The 21,450-nt window shown below is 66.8% G+C and carries 19 protein-coding genes; 5 read left to right on the top strand and 14 right to left on the bottom strand.

All coding sequences use genetic code 11. The features are described 5' to 3' along the window. Positions 1–14: 14 nt before the first annotated feature. Positions 15–746 carry a GntR family transcriptional regulator gene (locus AC1ROK_RS25800; protein WP_492852370.1) on the top strand — a complete coding sequence of 244 codons (732 nt, stop codon included), beginning with the start codon at positions 15–17 and terminating at the stop codon, positions 744–746. A gap of 70 nt (positions 747–816) precedes the next feature. Here the strand turns inward: AC1ROK_RS25800 and AC1ROK_RS25795 are convergent, their stop codons facing one another. Together AC1ROK_RS25795 and AC1ROK_RS25790 are read right to left on the bottom strand one after the other, a co-directional pair. After that, positions 817–2,181 (bottom strand): sensor histidine kinase, encoded by a 1,365-nt coding sequence (locus tag AC1ROK_RS25795; RefSeq protein WP_492852295.1) that lies wholly within the window; start codon positions 2,179–2,181, stop codon positions 817–819. Then, positions 2,178–2,849, bottom strand: a complete 672-nt coding sequence (locus tag AC1ROK_RS25790) for a response regulator transcription factor (protein ID WP_492852368.1) — start codon at positions 2,847–2,849, stop codon at positions 2,178–2,180. The genes AC1ROK_RS25795 and AC1ROK_RS25790 overlap by 4 nt, the downstream gene beginning before the upstream one ends. A 231-nt stretch (positions 2,850–3,080) precedes the next feature. Between AC1ROK_RS25790 and AC1ROK_RS25785 the strand changes: the two genes are divergently transcribed. The 3 genes from AC1ROK_RS25785 to AC1ROK_RS25775 are packed head-to-tail and all read left to right on the top strand — an operon-like array spanning position 3,081 to position 8,871. After that, positions 3,081–4,304 (top strand): efflux RND transporter periplasmic adaptor subunit, encoded by a 1,224-nt coding sequence (locus AC1ROK_RS25785; protein ID WP_492852293.1) that lies wholly within the window; start codon positions 3,081–3,083, stop codon positions 4,302–4,304. A 3-nt stretch (positions 4,305–4,307) separates the two neighbouring features. After that, a complete protein-coding gene (locus AC1ROK_RS25780) occupies positions 4,308–7,442 on the top strand; it encodes an efflux RND transporter permease subunit (RefSeq protein ID WP_492852291.1) in 3,135 nt (1,044 codons plus the stop codon). A 22-nt stretch (positions 7,443–7,464) separates the two neighbouring features. Beyond that, positions 7,465–8,871, top strand: coding sequence for an efflux transporter outer membrane subunit (locus AC1ROK_RS25775; RefSeq protein WP_492852289.1), 1,407 nt, complete (start codon positions 7,465–7,467; stop codon positions 8,869–8,871). 183 nt (positions 8,872–9,054) lie between these two features. Here the strand turns inward: AC1ROK_RS25775 and AC1ROK_RS25770 are convergent, their stop codons facing one another. Continuing rightward, the gene (locus AC1ROK_RS25770) at positions 9,055–9,414 is read right to left on the bottom strand and encodes a c-type cytochrome domain-containing protein (protein ID WP_492852287.1); all 360 of its coding nucleotides are present in this window, start codon (positions 9,412–9,414) and stop codon (positions 9,055–9,057) included. 287 nt (positions 9,415–9,701) lie between these two features. On the opposite strand from AC1ROK_RS25770, the gene AC1ROK_RS25765 reads away from it, so the two are divergent. Continuing rightward, positions 9,702–10,241 (top strand): hypothetical protein, encoded by a 540-nt coding sequence (locus AC1ROK_RS25765; protein WP_492852285.1) that lies wholly within the window; start codon positions 9,702–9,704, stop codon positions 10,239–10,241. 73 nt (positions 10,242–10,314) lie between these two features. Here the strand turns inward: AC1ROK_RS25765 and AC1ROK_RS25760 are convergent, their stop codons facing one another. The 11 genes from AC1ROK_RS25760 to AC1ROK_RS25710 form a co-directional block, all read right to left on the bottom strand. Next, complete coding sequence (locus AC1ROK_RS25760) at positions 10,315–10,680, bottom strand: winged helix-turn-helix transcriptional regulator (protein WP_492852283.1); 366 nt, start codon at positions 10,678–10,680, stop codon at positions 10,315–10,317. A gap of 245 nt (positions 10,681–10,925) precedes the next feature. Continuing rightward, the gene (gene mnhG, locus AC1ROK_RS25755) at positions 10,926–11,270 is read right to left on the bottom strand and encodes a monovalent cation/H(+) antiporter subunit G (protein ID WP_492852281.1); all 345 of its coding nucleotides are present in this window, start codon (positions 11,268–11,270) and stop codon (positions 10,926–10,928) included. Next, a complete protein-coding gene (locus AC1ROK_RS25750; protein WP_492852279.1) occupies positions 11,267–11,548 on the bottom strand; it encodes a K+/H+ antiporter subunit F in 282 nt (93 codons plus the stop codon). The genes mnhG and AC1ROK_RS25750 overlap by 4 nt, the downstream gene beginning before the upstream one ends. Then, positions 11,545–12,030 carry a Na+/H+ antiporter subunit E gene (locus tag AC1ROK_RS25745; RefSeq protein ID WP_492852277.1) on the bottom strand — a complete coding sequence of 162 codons (486 nt, stop codon included), beginning with the start codon at positions 12,028–12,030 and terminating at the stop codon, positions 11,545–11,547. The genes AC1ROK_RS25750 and AC1ROK_RS25745 overlap by 4 nt, the downstream gene beginning before the upstream one ends. After that, positions 12,027–13,616: a monovalent cation/H+ antiporter subunit D gene (locus AC1ROK_RS25740; RefSeq protein ID WP_492852275.1), complete on the bottom strand. Its 1,590-nt coding sequence runs from the start codon at positions 13,614–13,616 to the stop codon at positions 12,027–12,029. Before AC1ROK_RS25740 ends, AC1ROK_RS25745 begins: the two co-directional genes overlap by 4 nt. Further along, positions 13,616–13,951: a Na+/H+ antiporter subunit C gene (locus tag AC1ROK_RS25735; protein ID WP_055883493.1), complete on the bottom strand. Its 336-nt coding sequence runs from the start codon at positions 13,949–13,951 to the stop codon at positions 13,616–13,618. The genes AC1ROK_RS25740 and AC1ROK_RS25735 overlap by 1 nt, the downstream gene beginning before the upstream one ends. Next, positions 13,942–16,821, bottom strand: a complete 2,880-nt coding sequence (locus tag AC1ROK_RS25730; protein ID WP_492852273.1) for a monovalent cation/H+ antiporter subunit A — start codon at positions 16,819–16,821, stop codon at positions 13,942–13,944. The genes AC1ROK_RS25735 and AC1ROK_RS25730 overlap by 10 nt, the downstream gene beginning before the upstream one ends. Positions 16,822–17,009: 188 nt before the next feature. Beyond that, a complete protein-coding gene (locus tag AC1ROK_RS25725; protein ID WP_492852271.1) occupies positions 17,010–17,990 on the bottom strand; it encodes a sugar phosphate isomerase/epimerase family protein in 981 nt (326 codons plus the stop codon). Positions 17,991–18,034: 44 nt separating this feature from the next. Next, entirely contained in the window at positions 18,035–19,507 is a 1,473-nt protein-coding gene (locus AC1ROK_RS25720; protein WP_492852269.1) for an FGGY family carbohydrate kinase, read from the bottom strand. Further along, positions 19,504–20,457, bottom strand: coding sequence for a transketolase family protein (locus tag AC1ROK_RS25715; RefSeq protein WP_492852267.1), 954 nt, complete (start codon positions 20,455–20,457; stop codon positions 19,504–19,506). Before AC1ROK_RS25715 ends, AC1ROK_RS25720 begins: the two co-directional genes overlap by 4 nt. Continuing rightward, positions 20,457–21,209, bottom strand: coding sequence for a transketolase (locus AC1ROK_RS25710; RefSeq protein WP_492852367.1), 753 nt, complete (start codon positions 21,207–21,209; stop codon positions 20,457–20,459). The genes AC1ROK_RS25715 and AC1ROK_RS25710 overlap by 1 nt, the downstream gene beginning before the upstream one ends. Positions 21,210–21,450: the final 241 nt, after the last annotated feature.

Raw genomic sequence — 21,450 nt, 5'->3', positions numbered from 1 at the left:
TCGTCGTGGCTGCAATGCGCGGGGCGACAAAGAGGGGCAAGGCGCCGCCGAGTGACGGCGAGCCGGTGCGGGTGCGCGGGCAGGGGGCGCAGACCGTCTATGAGAAGCTGCGCCAGTCGATCCTCGATCTGACGCTGGAGCCGGGTAGCGCGCTGGACGAAGTGGGCTTGTCGGCGCAGTTCGACATGTCGCGCACCCCGATCCGCGAAGCGCTGGTGCGACTCTCGGCCGAGGGGCTGGTGACGACGCTGCCCAACCGCAGCACCATCGTCTCCTCGATCGATTTCGTGCGGTTGCCGATCTATTTCGAGGCGCTGACCCTGATGTATCGGGTGACTACGCGCGGCGCCGCGGTACACCGGCGCGACAGCGACATGGTAGCGATCCGCAAGCTCCAGGCCGCCTATGCCGAGGCGGTGCAGCAGCGCGACGCGCTGAAGATGATCCAGTCCAACCGCGATTTCCACGTGGCGATCGCCGCGGCCGGCGGCAACAGCTATTTCACCGGACTGTTCACCCGGCTCTTGGACGAAGGGCGGCGGATTCTGCGGCTCTACTACCAGAGCTTCGACGACACCCTGCCGCGCCAATATGTCGACGAGCACGAGGCAATGGTGGCCGCGGTTGCCGCCGGCGACGCCGAGCTCGCGGATAAGCTGGCCGCCGAACACGCGGCCCAGATCGTGCGGCAGATCCAGAGCTACATCGCGCGGGACACGACCTCGCATATCAGTCTGGCGTCGTAGGGCGCACAAGGCCATCAATCGGGCGCCCTCCCCCGCAAGCGAGAGAGGGACGCCGACTGCAATGTCCGCGTTACCCCTCTGCCAGCGGCAGCGTCATCGAGAATTTTGCGCCGCCGGTGGAGGACTCCGTGACCGCCACGCGGCCTTTGTGGCGCTGGACGATCGAGGCGACGAGGTTGAGGCCGAGGCCGGCGCCGGTGGCCAGCGGCTTGATGCGGTAGAACGGCTCGAAAATGCGCTCGCGGTCGGCTGGGGCGATGCCGGGGCCGTCGTCCATCACCGAGATGGTGCCGTTGGTGCTGACCTCGACGACGATCTGGCCGTGGTTGGCGGCGTGGACGATCGCGTTCTGCACCACATTGGCGAGGGCGCGGGTGAGGCTGCCTTCGTCGCCGCGGATCGTCACCGGCGCATCCGGCGCGTTGAGCCCCAGTTCATAGCCGGCGTTGAGGGCGAGCGGCGCGAGATCGCTGACCACGGTGCCGGCGAGTTCGACCAGGTCGAGCGGCTCCATCGTGGTTTCACCCAGGTCCATGCGCTGCAGGTCGAGCAGCTGGTCGGCGAGGCTCGAGAGGCGGGCGACATCCATCAGCAAACGGGCCTTTTCGGGGAACGGCTCGGCGGTCTCCAGCCGGGTCTGGAGGATGGCGATCGGGGTGCGGAGTTCATGCGCGGAATCGGCGAGGAAGCGCTCGCGCTGCGCATAGGCCTTGTCGAGCCGCGCGAGTCCGCCATTGACCGCGTCGACCAGGGCGCGGACCTCCTGCGGCACGTTCTCCGTGGGCAGTTGCGTGCCACGCGCATCGATGTCGATCAGTTCGGCCTGTTCGGCCGCCTCCTTCAGGCCACGCAGCTCACGCCGGATCACCCGGGGGATGATGATGGCGGCGGCGATGGTGGTGATGGCGAGCAGGGACAGGCTGAACAGGGCCCAGAACCCGGCGACGAACGACACGACGCCGATGGTCCGCCCGCCACCCGACGCGACCATGACATCGCCGATCTGGCTGCGGTGCCGTTCGAGCTGCAGCGCATCCACCGGGGACCCGGCGCGCGGGCGAACGTCGACCGAAGCGAACTCCCAGAGCGCGGTGTTCAGCTCGTCGTAAAACACCGGAATCTTGCCGAGCGAAACCACGGTGCCAGCCTCGGTCGAGGCGAGGAACCAGACCCCGGGCTTGTCGGCGATCAGCTGCTTGAGCTTGGGTGTCATCTCCACCTGGGCGGCGCCGCCGGGAGTGGGGCGGATCGCTTCGGCGAAAATCTCGGGGTTGCCCGGATCGAGCGGCGGCGCCTCGATGTAGCGAAGCGCCGGATAGATGCCGAGCGGGAACACCACGAGGCCGAAGAACAGCAGCAGGGCGACAGCCTGCACCTGGATCATGCGGCGGGTGAGGCGCCGTTCGAGGCGGACGGGTTTGGCTTCGCGGATCATGATTGCCTGAGGAGGTAGCCGACGCCACGCACCGGATGGATTTCGACACTGCTGCCGGCCTCGGCAAGCTTGCGCCTGAGGCGCGAGATATGGGCTTCGAGCGAGTTGGACTGGATCTCGTCGTCCGAACCGTAGACGTCTTCCTCGAGCACGGCGCGGCGCACGGTGCGGCCGGACCGGCGCATCAGGCTTTCGAGCACCAGGTACTCACGGCGCGGCAGATTGACCTTTTCGCCATCGACGAACACATCGCCGTGGTTGAGATCGAGCGACAGGTTGCCCATGCTGAGCGGCGCGGTTTCCACCTGGCTGGGCCGGCGCAGCACGGCGCGCAGCCGTGCCACCAGTTCGTCGACGACGAAGGGTTTGGCCAGATAATCGTCGGCGCCGAGGTTCAGACCCTCGATGCGATGGTTGGCGCCACCCATGGCCGAGAGCACGACGATCGGGGTGTGGGGCCGGCGCTTCCTGATATGGGCGATCAGCGAGGCGCCGTCGCCATCGCCCAACTGCCGGTCAAGGATGACGAGGTCATGTGCCACCGTCTCGATCGCCTCGATGGCGAACTCGATCGAGGGCACGTGATCGGTGATGAAATCGTGCCTCGCGAGCGCGGTGCGCAGCAAGGCCGCCATGTCGGGCTCGTCTTCAACCAGCAATAGCCGCATCGGCACCTCCTTCGTCGTCATCGCCGATCAAGCTTGCCGAAAGCTTGCGCCGGGCGACGATGAGCTGTTGCGCCGGGGCATGGCGCCTGGCGCAACCGGCCCATGCGCGCTGCGCTGGGGCCACGCAAGGTTCATGCAAGCTTGGCGGCGGAAAAGCCATCCCCTCACGCTGCTCGGGTCATCCCGGGGCGACGAGACGTGTTTGGACCCATCACCCCTGAGGAATGCGCCATGGACGAGCCCGCAATCCAGCCCGCCCCGAAGCCCGAGTGGGCGCTGAGCCGGCGCGAACTGAAGAAGCGGGCGCTGCTGGCGGCCGGCATCCAGCCGGCGCGCTTCCCCTGGATGTGGGCCGGCGCCGCCGTGGTGGTGGTCGGCCTCGCGGTGTTCGTCTTGCCGCAGTTCCTTGCCCCGCAGGCCTCGACGCCGACCGAAACCGCCGCATCGGCCGCGGATGTGGTGAAGCGGCTGCTCCGCATCGACGTCGCGACGGTCCAGCCGTCGACCCTGTCGGAAACGCTGAAGGCGACGGGTTCGCTGATGCCGCGACGCTCCATCGCCATCGCCTCGCAGGTCAACGGCACGCTGAAGAGCGTCGACGTGCGGATCGGCGACCAGGTGAAATCAGGCGATGTGCTGGCTACGGTCGATGTCGAAACCTCCCAGATCCAGCTCAGCCAGCAGCGCAGCACTGCCGCGGCGACGCGGGCGCAGCTGGCGCAGGCCGAGAACCAGCTCGAGCGCACCTTGCGGCTCGCCGATAGCGGCCTCACCCCCAGCGCCACGGTGGAATCCGAGAAAGCCTCGATCGAGGCGCTGAAGGCCAACCTCGCAGCGCTCGAGGCGCAGGTCGCCGGCGCCGAGCTGGTGATCCGCAACGCCACCATCACCGCGCCGTTCGACGGCATCGTCGCGGCGCGCTCGATCGAACCCGGCCAGCTGATCACCTCGGGCGCCGCCTTGTTCGACCTCGTCGATCTCTCGATGATGGAAATGACCGCCTATGTGCCGGTGAGCGCCAGCCCGAAACTGTCGCCCGGCCAGCCTGTCACTCTCACGGTCGAGGGACTGCCGGGCCGGAGTTTTGCCGCGACGGTCGAGGGCGTCAGCCCGGTGGCGGCCAAGGGCACCCGCACCGTGCCGGTGCTGATCTCGGTGCCCAACCCCGGGGCAGAGCTGCGCGGCGGCATGTTTGCCTCGGGCAGCATCGTCATCGAGGAAGCGAAGGGAGCGTTTGCCGTGCCCGACGCCGCCCTGCGTGAGGATGCCGAAGGGCGCTATGTGTTGAAGATCGTCGACGGCGCCCTGCTGCGCCAGCCGGTCGAAGTGGCGCGCCAGTGGGCGTCGAGCCGGATGACCGAGCTCGCCTCGGGCCTAGCGGCCGGCGACAGCTATGTGGCCGCCCAGCTCGACGATCTGAAGCCCGGCATGCGCGTCACCGTGGTGGAGAACTGAGCCATGTTCCTCACCAAGATCAGCGTCCGCCACCCGGTTTTCGCCACCATGGTCATGGTGGCGCTGCTGGTGTTCGGCCTCTACTCCTACTCGCGCCTCTCCATCGAGCAGATGCCCAATATCGACCTGCCGGTCGTCGCGGTGGTGGTCAACTATCCCGGCGCCTCTGCGCAATCGGTCGAGAACGACATCATCAAGCCGATCGAAGACGCGGTGAACTCGATCAGCGGCATCGATACGCTGCAATCGATCGCGCAGCAGAACGCTGCGATGATCATCATGATGTTCGACATGGAGGTGAGCTCGGTCGACGCGGTGCAGGAGGTGCGCGACAAGATCGCCGGCATCGAAGCGAACCTGCCCGATAATGCCGACAAGCCGCGGGTGCTGCGGTTCGACCCCAACGCCATGCCGATCATGTCGCTGGCCATCCGCTCCGACACGCTCAGCGCGCGCGAGCTGACCCAGCTGGCCGATGATGTGGTGGTCAACCGGCTGCGCAATATCCCTGGCGTCGGCAGCGCCGATCTCGTCGGCGGTGTGCCGGCGCAGCTCGACGTGCTGGTCGATCCGGACCGGCTCGACGGCTTCGGCGTCAGCATGTCCGAGGTGATCTCGGCGATCCGCCAGAACAATCTCGACCTGCCGGCCGGCACCATCACCGAGGGCGCGGTGTCGCGCGCCATCCAGGTCGAGGGCCGGCTCGAGGATGTCGAGGATTTCCGCAACATCATCGTGTCGCGCACCGGCGGCCAGGCGGTACGGCTCGGCGATGTCGCGACTATCACCCAGGGGCAGGGCGACGAGAAGAGCCTCGCCTTCATCAATGGCGAACGGGCGCTGGCGATCAACATCATCAAGGTGCAGGGCGCCAACACCGTCGGCGTGGCCAAGGCCGTGCACCAGGAGATCGAACGGCTCGCGGAACGCGAGCTGCCCGAGAGCGTCAGCATCGACGTGGTGGCCGACAATGCCGTGCCGGTGGAGCAATCCTTCCACACGGTGCAGAACATGATCGTCGAGGGCGCGGGGCTCGCCGTGCTGATCGTGTTCCTGTTCCTCAACTCATGGCGCTCGACCGTCATCACCGCGCTGACGCTGCCGATCTCGATCATTGGCACCATGACGGTGTTGTTCGCGCTCGGCTTCACCCTCAACATGATGACGCTGATGGCGCTGTCGCTGTCGGTGGGCATCCTGATCGACGACGCGATCGTGGTGCGCGAGAACATCATGCGGCACCTGCATATGGGCAAGAACCATGTGCAGGCGGCGCTCGACGGCACCAACGAGATCGGCCTCGCGGTGCTGGCGACGACGCTCTCGATCGTCGCGGTGTTCCTCCCCGTCGCCTTCATGGACGGCATCATGGGGCGGTTCTTCCTGCAGTTCGGCGTCACCGTCTCGGTGGCGGTGCTGATCTCGCTGTTCGTCGCCTTCACGCTCGACCCGATGATGTCGTCGGTATGGCACGACCCGGATTCCGAACCGGGCGCCAGGCGCGGCCCGCTCGGTCGGGCGGTGGCGAAGTTCGACCATTTCTTCGAGTGGTGCGCCGGCGGCTATCGGGCGCTGCTGCGCTGGTGCCTGAGGCATCGGATGACGACGCTTGGTACGGCCGTGGTGCTGTTCTTCGCCAGTTTCGCTTTGGTGCCCCTGGTCGGCTTCGAGGTGACGCCGGCGACCGACAACAGCGAGTTCCAGGTCGAAGTGGAGACGCCGCAGGGCTCCTCGCTCGACTATACCGGCCAGAAGGTCCGGCAGGTGGAAGCGCTGCTGCGCACCCTGCCCGAAGTGAAGCGCACCTATGCCACCGTGGCCGGTGGGCAGGGCGTCTCGAGCAACAATGCCGGCACCGTCGTCGTCACCATGGTGCCGCCGGGCGAACGCCAGCTGATGCCGCACGAAATGACGGCGCCAGTTCGAGATCTTCTCGCTCAGGTGCCCGGGGTGAAGACCATTGTCGGCGTCTCGAGCGGCTTCGGCAGCCTGAGCAAGCCGATCCAGGTCACCGCCTATGGCGATAGCTTTGCGGTGCTGGGCGATCTGACCGACCAGCTGGCGGCAGAGCTTGCCGAGATCCCCGGCCTCACCGATATCGAAACCTCGCTCGATGCGGCGCAGCCGATCGTCGGCATCCGGGTCAACCGCGAGCTCGCCAGCGAAGCCGGCATCTCGCTGCAGCAGGTGGGCGCGGTGCTGCAGCCGATGCTATCAGGCGAAGAGGTCAGCGAATGGACCTCGCCGGCCGAGGAAACCTACAAGCTGGTGGTGCGGCTGCCGGAAGGCGAGCGCAACAGCGTCGAGCTGCTCTCCAACCTGCCGATCAGCCGCAATGACAGCGCGGTGATCCGGCTCGGCGACATTGCCGCTATCGAAACCTCGACCGGCCCGGCCGAGATCAACCGGCAGGACCTGTCGCGGCAGGTGACGGTCGACGCCAATATCAGCGGCGCCAATATCGGCGAGCTGATGCCCAAGATCCAGGCGGCGATCGACGCGATCGAGATGCCCGCGGGCTACCGGATGTCGATGGGCGGCGATGCCGAGCAACTGGGCGATATCGGCTCGTCCGCCGGTTCGGCGCTGCTGCTCGCGGTGGTGTTCATCTACCTGGTGCTGGCCAGCCAGTTCGGCAGTTTCGTCCAGCCCATCGCCATCATGATGGCGCTGCCGCTGTCGCTGATCGGCGTGCTGGTCGGGCTGCTGATCGGTGGTTCGACGCTCAACATGATGTCGATGATCGGCTTCATCATGCTGATGGGCCTCGTGGTGAAGAACGCCATCCTGCTGGTCGACAATGCCAACCAGCATGTGCGCGAAGGCTGGAACCTATATGATGCGCTGGTCGAGGCCGGGGGCACCCGCTTCCGCCCGATCATCATGACGACGCTCGCCATGGTGTTCGGCATGCTGCCCTTGGCGCTCAGCCTCCACGAGGGGTCGAGCCAGAACGCGCCGATGGCCCATGCAGTGATCGGCGGGCTGATCAGCTCGACGCTGCTGACGCTGGTCGTCGTTCCCGTGATGCTGACCTACACCGACTCGTTGAGCGGACTGGTCAAGCGTGTGCTGCGTCGGCGCAAGTCGGCGCAGCATTCCCCTACGCCCGAGGCGGCTGAGGTCGTCCCGCACTGATCCGATAACCCAAGGACTGATCATGATCACCGCACCGGCTTTGCGGGCGCGCTCCGCGCGCCTGCCCCGACTGCTCGTTGCCGTCAGCATCGCGGCGCTGCTGGCGGGCTGTTCCTCGCTCGCCTACCAGAAACCGCAGATGGCGGTGGCGACGAGCTTCAGCGCTTCGCCGAGCGCCAGGGCTTCGGTCGACAACAGCAACAAGGCGTGGTGGACGGCGTTCCGCGACCAGCGGCTGAGCCGGCTGATCGATCGCGGGCTTGCCCAGAACCTCTCGATCGCCCAGGCGGTGGAGCGGATCAACGAGGCCAATGCCGGGATGATCGCCGTCGGCGCCACCGTGCTGCCCTCGGCCTCGGGCAGCGTCACCGGGCGCGAAAGCGGTGGCTCGGGCGCTTCGAGTTCGTCGGTGACCTATGGTGCCACGGCGTCGTGGATGCTCGACCTGTTCGGGCAATACGGCAATTCGCGCCGCGCCGCCGAGGCCAATCTCGATGCGGCCTACCTCTCGGCCGACACCGCGCGGCTGACCTTCCTGTCGGAACTCACCAACGCCTATATCGACCTGCGCTACTATCAGGAATCGCTGGCGCTGACCCGCTCGAGCCTTGCCACCCGCCAGCAGACGCTCGAGCTGACGCAGTCGCTGCTCAAGAACGGGGCCGGCTCGCAGCTCGATGTGCTGCAGGCGCAGAGCGCGCTCGATGCGGCGTCGCTGCAGCTGCCGAGCCAGGAGCTCGGGTTCGTCCGCAGCCTCAACCGGCTGGCGACGCTCACCGCGCAATCAACGAGCGCGATCGAGAAGGACCTGATCAAGGGCGCGCCGCAGCCCTGGCCGCGGGCCAAGGTGAATGCCGGCGTTCCGGCCGACCTGATCCGGCAGCGCCCGGACATCCAGGCGGCCGAGCGGGCGCTGCTGGCGGCGACCGCCAATGCCGGGATCGCCGAGGCGCAGCTGTATCCGTCGATTACGCTCAGCGGCAATATCCAGCTGGCGGCGTTGGCCGGCGGCAACACCACCAGCTGGGGGTTCGGGCCGACGCTGAACCTGCCGTTCCTCGATGGCGGGCGGGCCAAGGCCAACCACCAGGCGGCGTTGTCGAAAGTGAACCAGGCCTATCTGAGCTGGCAGAGCGCGGTGCGTGGCGCCATCGAGGAGACCGAAAACGCGCTGGCCGCGGTGCGCCGCGACGGCCGCAGCATCGACGCGGCGAGCAAGGTGTCCGACAGCGCGCAGCGGCAGCTCGAGCTGGCGCGCAAAAGCTACCAGGAAGGGCAGGGGCAGATCCTCGACGTGCTCAATGCCGAACGCAGCCTGTTCGACGCCAAAGCCCAGCTGGCCACGTCGACGCGGCAGTATGCCAGCAATTATGTGGCGCTGAATGTCGCGATCGGCGGCGGGATCGGGGCGTTGCCGGCGGGAAAGTAAGGGGTTGGCACTAGCGGTGCGGCGATCCTTCCCCGCGTGGCGGGGGAGGGGGACCAGCGAAGCTGGTGGAGGGGGGAGCCCAAGCTGGCGACTCTTGCCGGGGGGGCCCCTCCACCGCCTCCGGCGGTCCCCCTCCCCCGCCACGCGGGGGAGGATTAGGAGAGGCCGGTGCACGTTCCCCGGCTACCGCTCCGGCATCCCCGCCTCCACCCAGCGGACGAACAGTGCGATCTCTTCATCCGCCAGCGGGTAGCTGAGGAACGGCATGCGTGGGGTGCTGATGCCCTTGAGCCGGCGGATCAGTTCGCTGCCTTCGGGGTCGCCCGGCAGCAGCACCGGGCCATCCTTGCTGCCGGCCATCGCTAGGGCATAGCTGTCGAGGCGGAGGCCGCGCCCGGCGCCCTGGGCGGAATGGCACATCACGCAGTGCTTGGTGACGATGGCGTTGATATCCGCCCAGGTCGGCGGCTGGCCTACGGTCTCTGCCGCTGGTGTCGCCTGGCTGAGGCAGGTCAGGAGTAGAGCGACAAAAGTCCGCTTCATGATGGCGACCAAAGTCAGTGTTCTGGCGGGATGTCGAAATCGAAAGCGCGAACAGCGGGTAGCACATCGTCAGTCGACATATGCGACTTGCAGCATGACGTACTCGGATGGTCTTGGCAAATACCTGCCTTGGCTGATGAATCCGGCCTCAGCTGTTACTGGTGGCGCGTGCTTGCGGCGTGATATGTTGGTCCGGCAGCCGCAGGCCGCACGCCTGTGGCGTCTCGCGTGGGAGGAAGAACATGAGAGGACTAGCTCTTTTTGCACTGGCTGCTTCGTTCTGCCCAATGGTTGCATTGGCCGCCGATGTCAGCCTCGACGACATGCGCAAGGCCGTGGACAAGTACAAGGACGTGAAGGTGGCGCTGGCCGATGGCTACATCCTGCCCGAAAATCACTGCGTGTCTGCCGCCAATTCCGGGTTGCCGGCCGAGCTTGGCGCCATGGGGCTCCACTACATTCACCCGGGCTTGCTCGAGATCACCGGCACCGCGCCCAAGGTCGACGGCAAGAGCACCCATACCGACTGGATGAAGCCGTCGGTGCTGATCTACGAGCCGCAGGCCGATGGCACGCTCGAGCTGGTGGCAGTGGAGAACCTGGTGTTTCAAGCGGCCTGGGATGCGTCGGGCAAGACCGAGGAGCTGGTGCTCAACGGCCGGCATTGGGACCATATGGCCGACGACCCGGCGACCGCCGGCGACGAGGCCCATGGCTTCATGCCGCATTACGACCAGCATGTCTGGCTCTACCGCACCAATCCGGCGGGCGACCTGATGCCGTTCAACCCGGCGGTCACGTGCGACAACGCTGAACACAAGATGTAGACGGAAGCGGAAATCGGCAGTCAGCGCGCCCTCCCCCGCAAGCGGGAGAGGGACGCCGACTGCGCCGGTGGTGCTAGATCCCTACAGAATTCTCCGCCCGTGCCGCAAACTCCCGTCGTGCCGTAACGATGCGGTCGCGGTTGTTCAGGGCGATCGAGCCGAGCCGCTTGACCCCGCCGACCAGTTCTTCGCCCAATTCCGTAAGTTCGTACTCGACCCGCGGCGGAATGGTGGCGAAGGCGGTGCGCTCGACGAAGCCGTCGCGTTCCAGTTCCCTGAGCGTCGCCGCCAACTGCTTCTGGGCCACGCCGCCGACATCGCGGGCGATTTCGCCGAAGCGCAGCCGGCCGGTTTCCAGCGCCACCAGCACCGGCACGGTCCAGCGCGCTCCGGTCAGGTCGAACACGTCGCGGACGATGGTCAGGTCTGGTTTGGTCATTCTGCGGCACCTCGATTCACACCGGAGCACCTTGCGCCAGCAAGCTTGCGACAGGCTTGCAGATGCGGGCAGGGCGGCCACTGATCCTCCGCTATCGCCCCACTCGAGGTGTCATCCCAGCGAAAGCTGGGACCCAACCATCAGTTGGAGCAGGCGGCGAGATGGGTCCCCTGAGGTGGGATGACATCCGGTGGTGCGGGAGGGTGAGTGCCAAAGCACGCCAAGTCGCGCACAGTTGTGGCGAGCTAGTCCTTGTCGGACGGCTTCGCCTCCTTAGCTTCCTCGATGCGATCGCGGAACAGCGTGGCCCGGGCCAGCAGCATGAGCGTCACCGGGGTCGTCACCGTGACGAACAGGAAGATCACCAGCTCGTGGATCACCAGCCGCTGCTGGGTCACCGTGAAGAAGATCGCCGAAGCGAGGAGGATCAGGCCGCCCCCCATGCTGGTGCCCATGGTGGGGGCATGGATGCGGCGGTAGAAATCGGTGAAGCGGACGAGGCCGAGGCACCCGGCCATGGTGAGCCCGGCGCCGACGACGACGCAAACCGAGACCAGGATGGAAAGCCAGAGCGGCAGCGCGTCGATCATTCGATCACCTCGCCGCGCATCAGGAATTTGGCCAGCGCCACCGTGCCGACGAAGCCGAGCAGCCCGATCAGCATGGCGAGTTCGAAATAGATCTGCGAACCGGTGCGGATGCCGAGCGTCACCAGCAGCAGCAGGCCGACGACATAGAGCGCGTCGAGCGCCAGGATCCGGTCCTGGGCGCGCGGGCCGCGCACCATGCGGTAGAGCGTTGCGAGCATGCCGATGCCCAGCATCAGCTGTGCGGCGAAGAGGCTCCAGTCGAGGATCATCTGGCTCATTCGAAAATCTCCAGCAGCAACCGCTCGTAGCGGTGCCTGACGGTCGCCACCCACGCATCCTTGTCGATGAGGTCGAGCACGTGGATCAGCACGGTGTTGCGCTCGCCATCATACTCGAGCCAGGCGCTGCCCGGCGTCGCGGTGAGGAGGCACGCCAGCACCGCCAGCCCGAACTGGTTGGTCAGCTGCAATTCCATCTTGATGAAGCCCGCGGAGGGTTCGGCCCTGGGGTTGATGAGGATCAGCAGCACCGCGATGTTGGAGCGGATGATGTCGATGCCGGCGACCACCACCAGCTGCAACAGGCTGGTGAGGCGCCGGAAACGCACGCGCCCCGGCAGGATGGCGCTGGCAGCGAGCGCGACTGCAACGGCGACAGCGCCACCGAGGAGGATCTGGCCGAAGCCGATCGATTGCTGCAGCACCAGCCACATCAGCAGCAGCAGCGCGGCGAGAACCGGGTAGGGGAACAGCCGCTTCATGGCGCGGCCTCCGTGGGCAGCACCACATCCATATAGCCCTGCGGCGAGTGGATGAACGCCGCCGTCTCGGCAAAGAACGCCATCGCCGGACCGGCGGCCAGCGCCAGGAGCACGCAGAGCGTTAGCAGCATAACGATCGGCGCGAGCTCTGCGGTGCGGACCCGCGGCACGTCGCTGTCGGGCAGCGAGGTCCAGAAGATGTTGATGCCGTTGCGCACCATCGCCACCAGTACCAGGAACCCCGAGCCGATCAGCGCCGCGATGAACCACCAGGTGGCGGCCGTCGGCCCGGCGCCGAGCGCTGCCGAGATCATGGCGAATTTCGACACGAAACCGGAGAGCGGCGGCAAACCGGCCATGATCAGCGCAGCGATGGCAAAGCACCAGCTGACCAGCGTCGCAGCACCGGGCACGGTGCGGCTTACCTCGTCGCTGTCATCGGGCACCTCTTCCTCGTCGCCGTAGATTTCGAGCGACACCGCCAGCACCTGCGCTTCGGCCGGCAGGATCTGGTCGATCACATCCTTGAGCAGGAACAGCGCCCCCGCGGCGAGGGTGGCGACCACCACATAGTAGAGCGCCCCGCTGGTCACCCCGGGCGCGTTGTAGCCGACAGCGAGGAGGAGGGTGCCGGCGGAGACGAGGATCAGGTAGCTCGCCAGCCGGTCGAGCGCCTTGCTCGACAGCGCGCCGATGCTGCCATAGGCGATGGTCGCCAGCCCCAGCACCAGCAGCACGCTCTGCCCGAACGCCAGTTCCGGGCCCGAGGCGTTGGCGAAGACCAGGGTCCAGAGTCTAAGGATGGCGTAGAACCCCACCTTGGTCATCACCGCGAACAGGGCCGCGACGGGCGGGGCGGCCGAGGAATAAGTGCGCGGCAGCCAGAAATGCAGAGGCCAGGAGCCGGCCTTGATCAGGAAGGCGACCCCGAGCACTGCGGCGCCGGCATCGAACAGCCCGCGATCGTCAGGCGCGATCAGCGGCACGGCGCGGGCGATATCGGCCATGTTGAGCGTGCCGGTGGTGGCATAGATCAGCGCCACGCCGATGAGGAACAGGAACGAGGCGACGAGGTTGATGGCGATATAGTGCAGCGCCGCCTTCACCTGGTTGCGGCCGCCGCCATGCAGCGTCAGCCCGTAGGACGCGGCCAGGAGCAGTTCGAAGAAGACGAACAGGTTGAACAGGTCGCCGGTGAGGAAGGCGCCGTTGAGCCCCATGGTCAGGGCATGGAACAGCGGGAAGAAGTTGCTGCCGCGGCTGTGCCAGCGCGCTGAGGCATAGAGGAGGGCCGCGAGCGACAGGATCGAGGTGATCAGCACCATCACCGCCGCCAGCCGGTCGGCGACCAGCACGATGCCGAACGGCACTGGCCAGTTGCCGAGCGGGTAGACTGCCGCGAGGTTCCCATCCGATCGCGCCAGCACCACCAGCAGCAGGATCGAAACCAGCAGCAGCACGACGCTGAAGGCGAGATTGAGCCTTACGCGGCTGATGGGGCGGAGGTTCCCCAGCAGCAGGTTGGCGATGACCGCCGCCATCGGCACGAGGATCGGCAGGATGGCGATGTGGTTGAGCTCGGCCATCAGTCGAGCTTCCCATCGACATGGTCATTGCCGGTCAAGCCGCGGGCGGCCAGCAGCACCACGAGGAACAAAGCCGTCATAGCAAAGCCGATGACGATGGCGGTGAGCACGAGGGCCTGCGGCACCGGGTCGACATAGTCGGCCGGGTTGGCGTTGGCGCCATCGAGGATCGGCGCGGCATCCATGCGCAGCCGGCCCATGGCGAGAATGAACAGGTTCACCGCGTAGGAGATCAGCGACAGCCCGATGATCACCTGGAAGGTGCGGGGGCGCAGGATCAGGTAAACGCCGGAGGCAGCAAGCACGCCGATGGCGGCAGCGAGGATCAGTTCCATTTGGCCAGCCCCTCGCGTTCCTTGGGTTTGGCCGATCCGGCAGGCTTGGGCCGGCGGATCGACTGGTGCGCCAGCGCAATCAGCATCAGCACCGTGGCGCCGACCACCAGGGCGAAGACGCCCAGGTCGAACAGCAACGCGGTGGCCAGCGGGATCTTGCCGATCAGCGGGATCTCGGCATAGGCGAAGGCCGAGGTGAGGAACGGCGCGCCGAGCGCCATCGCCCCGAGCCCGGTCAGCATGGCGAGCCCGAGACCCCAGCCGATCCACAGCACCGGCAGGACGCGCAGCCGCTCTTCGACCCAGCGGGTGCCGTGCGCCATGTATTGCAGGATGAAGGCCAGCGACATGATGATGCCGGCGATGAAGCCGCCGCCGGGCAGGTCGTGGCCGCGCAGCAGCATGTAGATGGCGATCAGGATCACCACCGGGAACAGCCAGCTCATGATCAGCGCCGGGATGCGCAGGAAATCGTCGGCGACGCGCTGCCCCTCGGCGCTGCCATCGAGCAGGCGCTGCTGTTCGGGCCGCTCGGCGCTGTCGACGGCCGGCCGGAAGCGGCGCAACAGGCCGAACACAGTCAGCGCCACGACGCCCAGCACGGTGATCTCGCCCATGGTGTCGAAGCCGCGAAAATCCACTAGCATGACGTTGACCACATTGGTGCCGCCGCCCTGCTTGTAGGCGTTGGCGAGGAAGAACTCCGAGATCCCCGGCGGCGCGCTACGGGTCATGATGGCGTAACTGGCAAGCGCTGCGCCGAGCCCTACCAGCACGGCGAGGCCTACGTCGCGAGCCCGTCGCAGCCGCATCTTCATGGTCAGGTCGTCGGGTACAGGCAGGCGCTTGGGCAACCAGCGCAGGCCGAGCAGGATCAGCACCGTGGTGGCGATTTCGGCGAGGAGCTGGGTCAGCGCCAGGTCGGGGGCCGACAGCCAGGCAAAAGTGATGCAGGTGGCGAGCCCGGCGCCGCCCATCAGGATCATCGCCGCCAGCCGGTGGAACTTCGCCTGCTGCGCGGCGGCGATGGCGCTGATGCCGCCCAGGAGCCAGACGAGGCCGAGCACCGGATCGAAGCTTTGCGGCAGCGGCAGGTTGCCCATACGGGCCCAGCCGGCCGCGACGCCGGCGGCGAGCGCCAGCAGTACGACGATGAAGATCTGCGGTTGCAGCCGCTGCGTGCCGAACAGCTCGATGAAGCTGCGCGCCCATTTGTTGGTGGCATTCAGCAGCAGGCGCTCGAAGATGCGCTGGCCGCGGAAGCGGGTCAGGAAGGGCAGCCCGTCGACATCGCGGAAGCGCCGGTAATAGGGCACGTAGATCACCACGCCGCCGAGCATGGCGAGGAGACTCATCAGCAGCGGCCAGTTGAAGCCGTGCCAGACCGAGAGGCTGTAATAGGGGGTGTCGGCGCCGAGCACCGACTGTACCGCCGCGGCGAGGAACGGTCCGATGGTGATGCCGGGGATGATGCCGACCGCGAGGCAGACCACGACAAGCAGTTCCATCGGCCGGCGCATCAGCGCCGGCGGTTCGTGCGGCACCCGGTCGAGCTCGGTCGGCGGCGGCCCGAAGAATACGCCATGCACGAACTTGATCGAGTAGGCGACGCTCAGCATGCCGGCGATGGTCGCGCCGATCGGCAGCGAGTAGTTGACGAAGATGTCGGGGTGGAACTCCGCCGTCTCGGTGAAGAACATCTCCTTCGAAAGGAAGCCGTTGAGCAGTGGCACCCCGGCCATGGCGCCGCTGGCGATGATGGCGAAGGTGGCCGTGAACGGCATCAGTCGCCACAGGCCGCTGAGCTTGCGCACGTCGCGGGTGCCGGTTTCGTGGTCGATGATGCCCACCACCATGAACAGCGACGCCTTGAAGGTGGCGTGGTTGGCGATGTGGAAGATCGCAGCGACGGCGGCGAGCGGCGTGCCCATGCCGAGCAGCGTGGTGATGAGGCCGAGATGGCTGATGGTCGAATAGGCGAGGAGGCCCTTGAGGTCGCGCTGGAACAAGGCGGCGGCAGCGCCGAAGATCAGCGTGGCGAGCCCGGTATAGGTGACGATGGCGAACCACAGCTCGGAATCCGACATCACCGGCCAGAAGCGGGTGAGGAGGAACACGCCGGCCTTCACCATGGTCGCCGAGTGGAGATAGGCCGAGACCGGGGTCGGCGCCGTCATGGCATTGGGCAGCCAGAACTGGAACGGGAACTGCGCGCTCTTGGTGAAGGCGGCGAGCAGGAACAGGATCAGCGTCACCGGGTAGAGCGGGCTATCGACCAGCGTGCTGCCCGAGGCCAGCACGTCATCGAGCTCGTAGCTGCCCACGATATGGCCGATGAGCAGCATGGCGACGAACAGCGCCAGCCCGCCCATACCGGTGACGATCAGCGCCATGCGGGCGCCATCGCGCGCATCGCCGCGGTGGTACCAGTAGCCGATGAGCAGGAACGAGACGAGGCTGGTCAGCTCCCAGAACACGGCGAGCTGGATGATGTTGCCGGAGAGTACGAGCCCCAGCATCGCCCCCATGAAGGCGAGCAGCAGCGCATAGAAGCGCGCCACCGGATCCTTGGGTGACATGTAGTAGCGCGCATAGAGCACGACGAGCAGGCCGATCAGGGTGATCAGCACGCAGAACAGCCAGGCGAGGCCATCCATGCGCAGCGTCAGGTTGAGCCCGAGCTGCGGGATCCACTCGATGCGATGCACGATGGCGCCGCCTGCGGAAATCTGGGGGAACAGCAGCAGCGTGACGAGGAAGAGCAGGGCCGCGACGCCGCCGGCGACGTATACCGCTCCTGAGGATAATCGACCCTGCAGCGCATAGGCGAGGATGCATGCCAGAAATGGCAAGGCACATAGTGTTCCCAATGCGACGTCAGGCGAAAATCCCGGCAGCGTCCCGTCCTCAGCTCAGTGTGTGCATCGGGTATAGGTGGCGTCGGGGCGGTTGGAAAGTGCCCCATTTGTCGGTGCGGCCACTTGTCCGCGTACTGGCTCGGTACGTGCAGTCGGGGATCCTCCCCCGCGGGGCGGGGGAGGATCGGAGGGGCCGTTCCTTAGAACGCCCCGAACAGCGCCTTCTGGGCGATGCGCAGCGCGGTGATGGCGTCGTGCTCGTCCTGGGCTTTGCGCAGGGCCTTCAAATCCAGCGCCTCGAGGCCGCGATCGACCGCCTTGAGGAAGTCGATGGCGTGGTCGGCGGTCGCAACGCTGTCTTCGCGGAACGGGAACTGGTCGAGCTGCCAGACGCCGTCCCACTTGTTCTTGCGCAGGACATGGAAGAACTCGAACAGCTCGATCGGGTGCAGGCTGCCCGCCACCAGGTCGTCGTCCCAGGAGCGGTAGTTATCGTTGACGTCCATGCCGAACAGCCGGCCGTAGTCGATGGCCATCTGGGCGGAGTCGGCCGCGGATTCGCCGCCGAAGATGGCGTGGCCGAAATCGAGGAGGATGCCGACATTGGGGAGGCCGATCTTCTCGATGCCGAGCAGCGTCCGCGCCAGCGAGTCAAAGCTCATATGCACGCGCGGCTCGCGCGGCTTGTATTCGATGACGAACTTGAGGTCCGGGTTCTCGCTGGCGAGCCTGCCGACGCCGTCGAGCGAGTTCTTCCACAGCGCGCCGTGGTCGACCTGGAACGGATAATCCCAGCCGTCCTGGCCCGGCCACAGTTTGACGTACTCGGCGCCGAACGCCCGCACCACGCCGGCGGCTTCGGTGATCAGTTCGTGGGCGCGCTGGCGGATGCCGGGGTCGGGGTTGGTGAAGGCGCCCTTCCTGAACTCGCGGGTGTAGATCTCGGGGGTGATGCCGATGACGCCGAGCTTGTTGCGCTCGAGCGCCGTCTTGATCTCAGCGTTGCTGAACTCGCCGCCGAAGAACGGGTAGTTGATGTCGACGACGCTCAAATCGCGCACCTTGCCGGCGAGGTCGATGGCCTCGATGACGTTGCGCGGCTCGCCATAGCCGTCGGTGGCGTAGCGGTCGACATAGGTGGCAAAGTGCCAGATGCCGGCTCCGAAGCGCAGCTTGCTCATCTTGGTGTTCTCCCTCGTTTGTTGCTCCGCCCGGGGCGGTTGGTTCAGGTGATGGGGTCCCGCTGCAGCACGCGGCCGACGCCGCTCAGCCAGCCCGAAAGCGCCGCGTTGCGCTGCGCTTCGGACATCTGCGGGGTGAATTGGCGCTGCGCCTTGTTGGCGCGGGTAGTGTTGCGGCCGAGGCCGGTCGCGGCGAGCAGCGCGGCGCCGGCGGCGCTGACTTCCGGCAGCTCGCCGCGCAACACCGGGCGGTCGAGCAGGTCGGCCTGGAACTGCATCAGCATGTCGTTGCGCGCCGCGCCGCCATCGGCGGAGAGCCGGGCCAGAGGCTGGCCGAGGTCGGTTTCCATGGCGGAGAAGACGTCGGCGACCTGGAAGGCGATGGCCTCGACGGCGGCGCGCGCCAGGTGCGCCGGGCTGGTGCCGAGCGAGAGGCCCGAGACGCTGCCGCGCGCCTCCGGATCCCAATAGGGGGCGCCGAGCCCGACCAGGGCCGGCACGAAGGTGACGCCATTGCTGTCGGGCACGGTTGCGGCCAGTGCAGCGACGGCGGCGGGATCGGTGATGCCGAGGAGGCTCCCCATGAAGGCGACGGCCTGGCCCGAGACCGAGATATTGCCCTCGAGCGCATAGGCGACGCCGGCGCTGCTGCTCCAGGCGATGGTCGAGGAGAGGCCGCCGCGGCTCATGATGCGGGCCGCGGTCAGCGTCATCAGCGACGAGCCAGTGCCGTAGGTCGCTTTTACTGTGCCCGGTTCGCGCACGCCGTGGCCGAACAGGGCGGCGTGCGAGTCGCCGATCATGGCGTGGATGGGAGTGCCGGCGGCGAGGGCGGAGACGCCCGCCGCCACGGTGCCGAAAGCGCTGTCCGAAGGGCGGACTTTCGGCAGGAGCTCAAGCGGCACGTTGAAGATGTGGCCGAGCTCTTCGTCCCAGGCCAGCGCCTCGGTGTTGAACAGCTGGGTGCGCGAGGCGTTGGAATGGTCGGTGGCGTGCTCGCCGCCGGTGAGGTTCCACAACAGCCAGGCATCGATGGTGCCGGCGCGCAGCTGGCCTGAGGCGGCAGCCTCGCGGGCGCCGGAGACATGGTCGAGGATCCAGGCAAGCTTGGCTGCCGGGAACAGCGGATCGACGCCGAGCCCGGTGCGCGCTTCGATCAGTTCGGCATGCCCGGCGGCGCGGATGGCGGCGCAGGCGGGGGCTGAGCGGCGGCACTGCCAGAGGATGGCCGGACCGATGGGGGCGCCGGTGCGGCTGTCCCAGACGACGATGGTTTCGCGCTGGTTGGAAATGGCTAGCGCGTCCATATCCGGCCCGACCTTGGCCACCACCTCGGCGATCACCTGCCCGACGCTCTGCCAGATGTCGGTCGCCGATTGTTCGGCCCAGCCCGGTTGCGGATAGCTGACCGCCATCGCGACCGCAGCACTGGCCACCACCCGCCCCTCGGCGTCGAATGCCAGGGCTTTGGTGTTGGTGGTGCCCTGGTCGATGGCGAGGATCAGCCCGTTGCTCATTTGCGAAGGAGCAGCTGGCGCGCCGCGTCGGCAATGCCGGCGGCGTTCAGATGGAAATGCTCGAGCAGCCAGTCGGCCGAGCCGGTGGGCAGGAACCCGGGGAAGCCGAGAATGCGCATCGGCACCGGATCGTGCGTCGCCAGCACTTCGGCCACTGCGCCGCCGAGGCCGCCGCGCACCGAGTGCTCTTCGACGGTGATGACAGCGCCGGTCTTCGCCGCCGCGAGAATGGTCGCCTCGTCGAGCGGGTTGACCGTGGACATGTTGATGACGCGCGCCGCGATGCCGTCGGCGGCGAGGGCTTCGGCGGCGGCGAGGGCCCGGTGCACCATCACGCCATTGGCGATGATGGCGAGGTCGCTGCCGTCACGCAGCGTCTCGGCCTTGCCGATCTCGAACTTCTCGTTGGAGCGCTTGAGGTCGGGCACCGGCATGCGGCTCACCCGGATGAACACCGGGCCATCGAGCGCTGCGGCGGCGCGGATCGCCTGCTCGGTTTCCCAGGGGTCGGAGGGGACGATCAGCGTCAGGTTGTTGAGCAGCCGCAGCCAGGCCATATCCTCGATGGAATGGTGGGTAGGGCCGAGCTCGCCATAGGCGACGCCGCTCGATTGGCCGATCAGCTTCACGTTGACATTGGTATAGGCGATATCGGCCTTGATCTGCTCCATCGCCCGGGCGGTGAGGAAGCAGGCAGCGGCCGAAACGAAGGGGATCTTGCCGCCATTGGCGAGGCCGGCGCCCACCGCAACCACGGTCTGTTCGGCGATGCCGACATTGACCATGCGCTCGGGCCAGCGCTTCCTGAAATTGACCAACTTGGACGAGCCGACGCTGTCGCTCACCACGGTGACGATGCGCGGATCGGCTTCGGCCAGCGCCTCGACGGTTTTCGAGAAGGTGTCGCGGCAATCGTGCCAGCCGGCGGGGGTGGGGGCGGCGGCGCTCATCAGGCGAGTTCCCGCATGGCTTGCTCGTATTGTTCCTTGTTGGGCACGCCGTGGTGCCAGGCGACGTTGTCGTGCATGAAGCTGACGCCCTTGCCCTTGAATGTGTTGGCGATGACGCAGAGCGGCTTGCCGCGGCCCTTGGGCGACTTGCTCAAAACCTCGTAGAGGGCGCGGTGATCGTGCCCATCGACCATTTCGACATGCCAGCCGAAGGCGCGCCACTTGTCGTCGAGCGGGTCGAGGCTGGCGGTTTCCTCGGTGCGGGCGCCCTGCTGCAGCCGGTTGCGGTCGATGATCAGCGTCAGGTTCTCGAGCTTCCGATGGCCGGCGGTAAGCGCCGCCTCCCAGTTGCTGCCTTCCTGCAGCTCGCCGTCGCCGGTGAGCACGAAGGTGCGGAAATCGGCATTGTCGATCTGGCCGGCAATGGCGATGCCGACACTGACCGGCAACCCGTGGCCGAGCGGGCCGGTATTGGTCTCGACGCCGGGCAGGTAGTTGCGGTTGGGGTGGCCGTTGAGCATCGACAGCGGCTGCATGTAGGTGGTGAGCTCTGCTTCGGGAAAGAACCCGGCGGCGGCCAGCACGGCGTAGAAGGCGCCGGTGCAATGGCCCTTGCTCATCACGAAGCGATCGCGGCCAGGGTTGCGTGGATCGGCGGGATCATGACGCAGCACGCCGAAATACAGCGTGGCCAGCACGTCGGCGGCGCTGAAATCGCCACCGGGGTGACCCAGCTGCGCCTCGTAGACCATCTGGAAACTGCGCCGGCGGATCCACAGCGCCTTGTCGCGGATCAGCGCGACCGGATCGTTGCGAAGTTCGGCGGAAGCCGGGAACGTCAAAACTGCCTCCTCCAGCATTCGGGTAGGCCGGCTTGCTGCGCCGCCTCCCATGCATCTTGCTGCGACAACTAACCGATTGTTTGCCGCTCGTCACTATCGAAAATTTGCGAATGGTTTCGTTTGGCATATAGTCGCTAGATATCCGAAGTGT

This window comes from Devosia sp. GW821-FHT12F11 (genome assembly GCF_058806655.1).
This window is presented reverse-complemented; position numbering and strand designations above follow the sequence as displayed.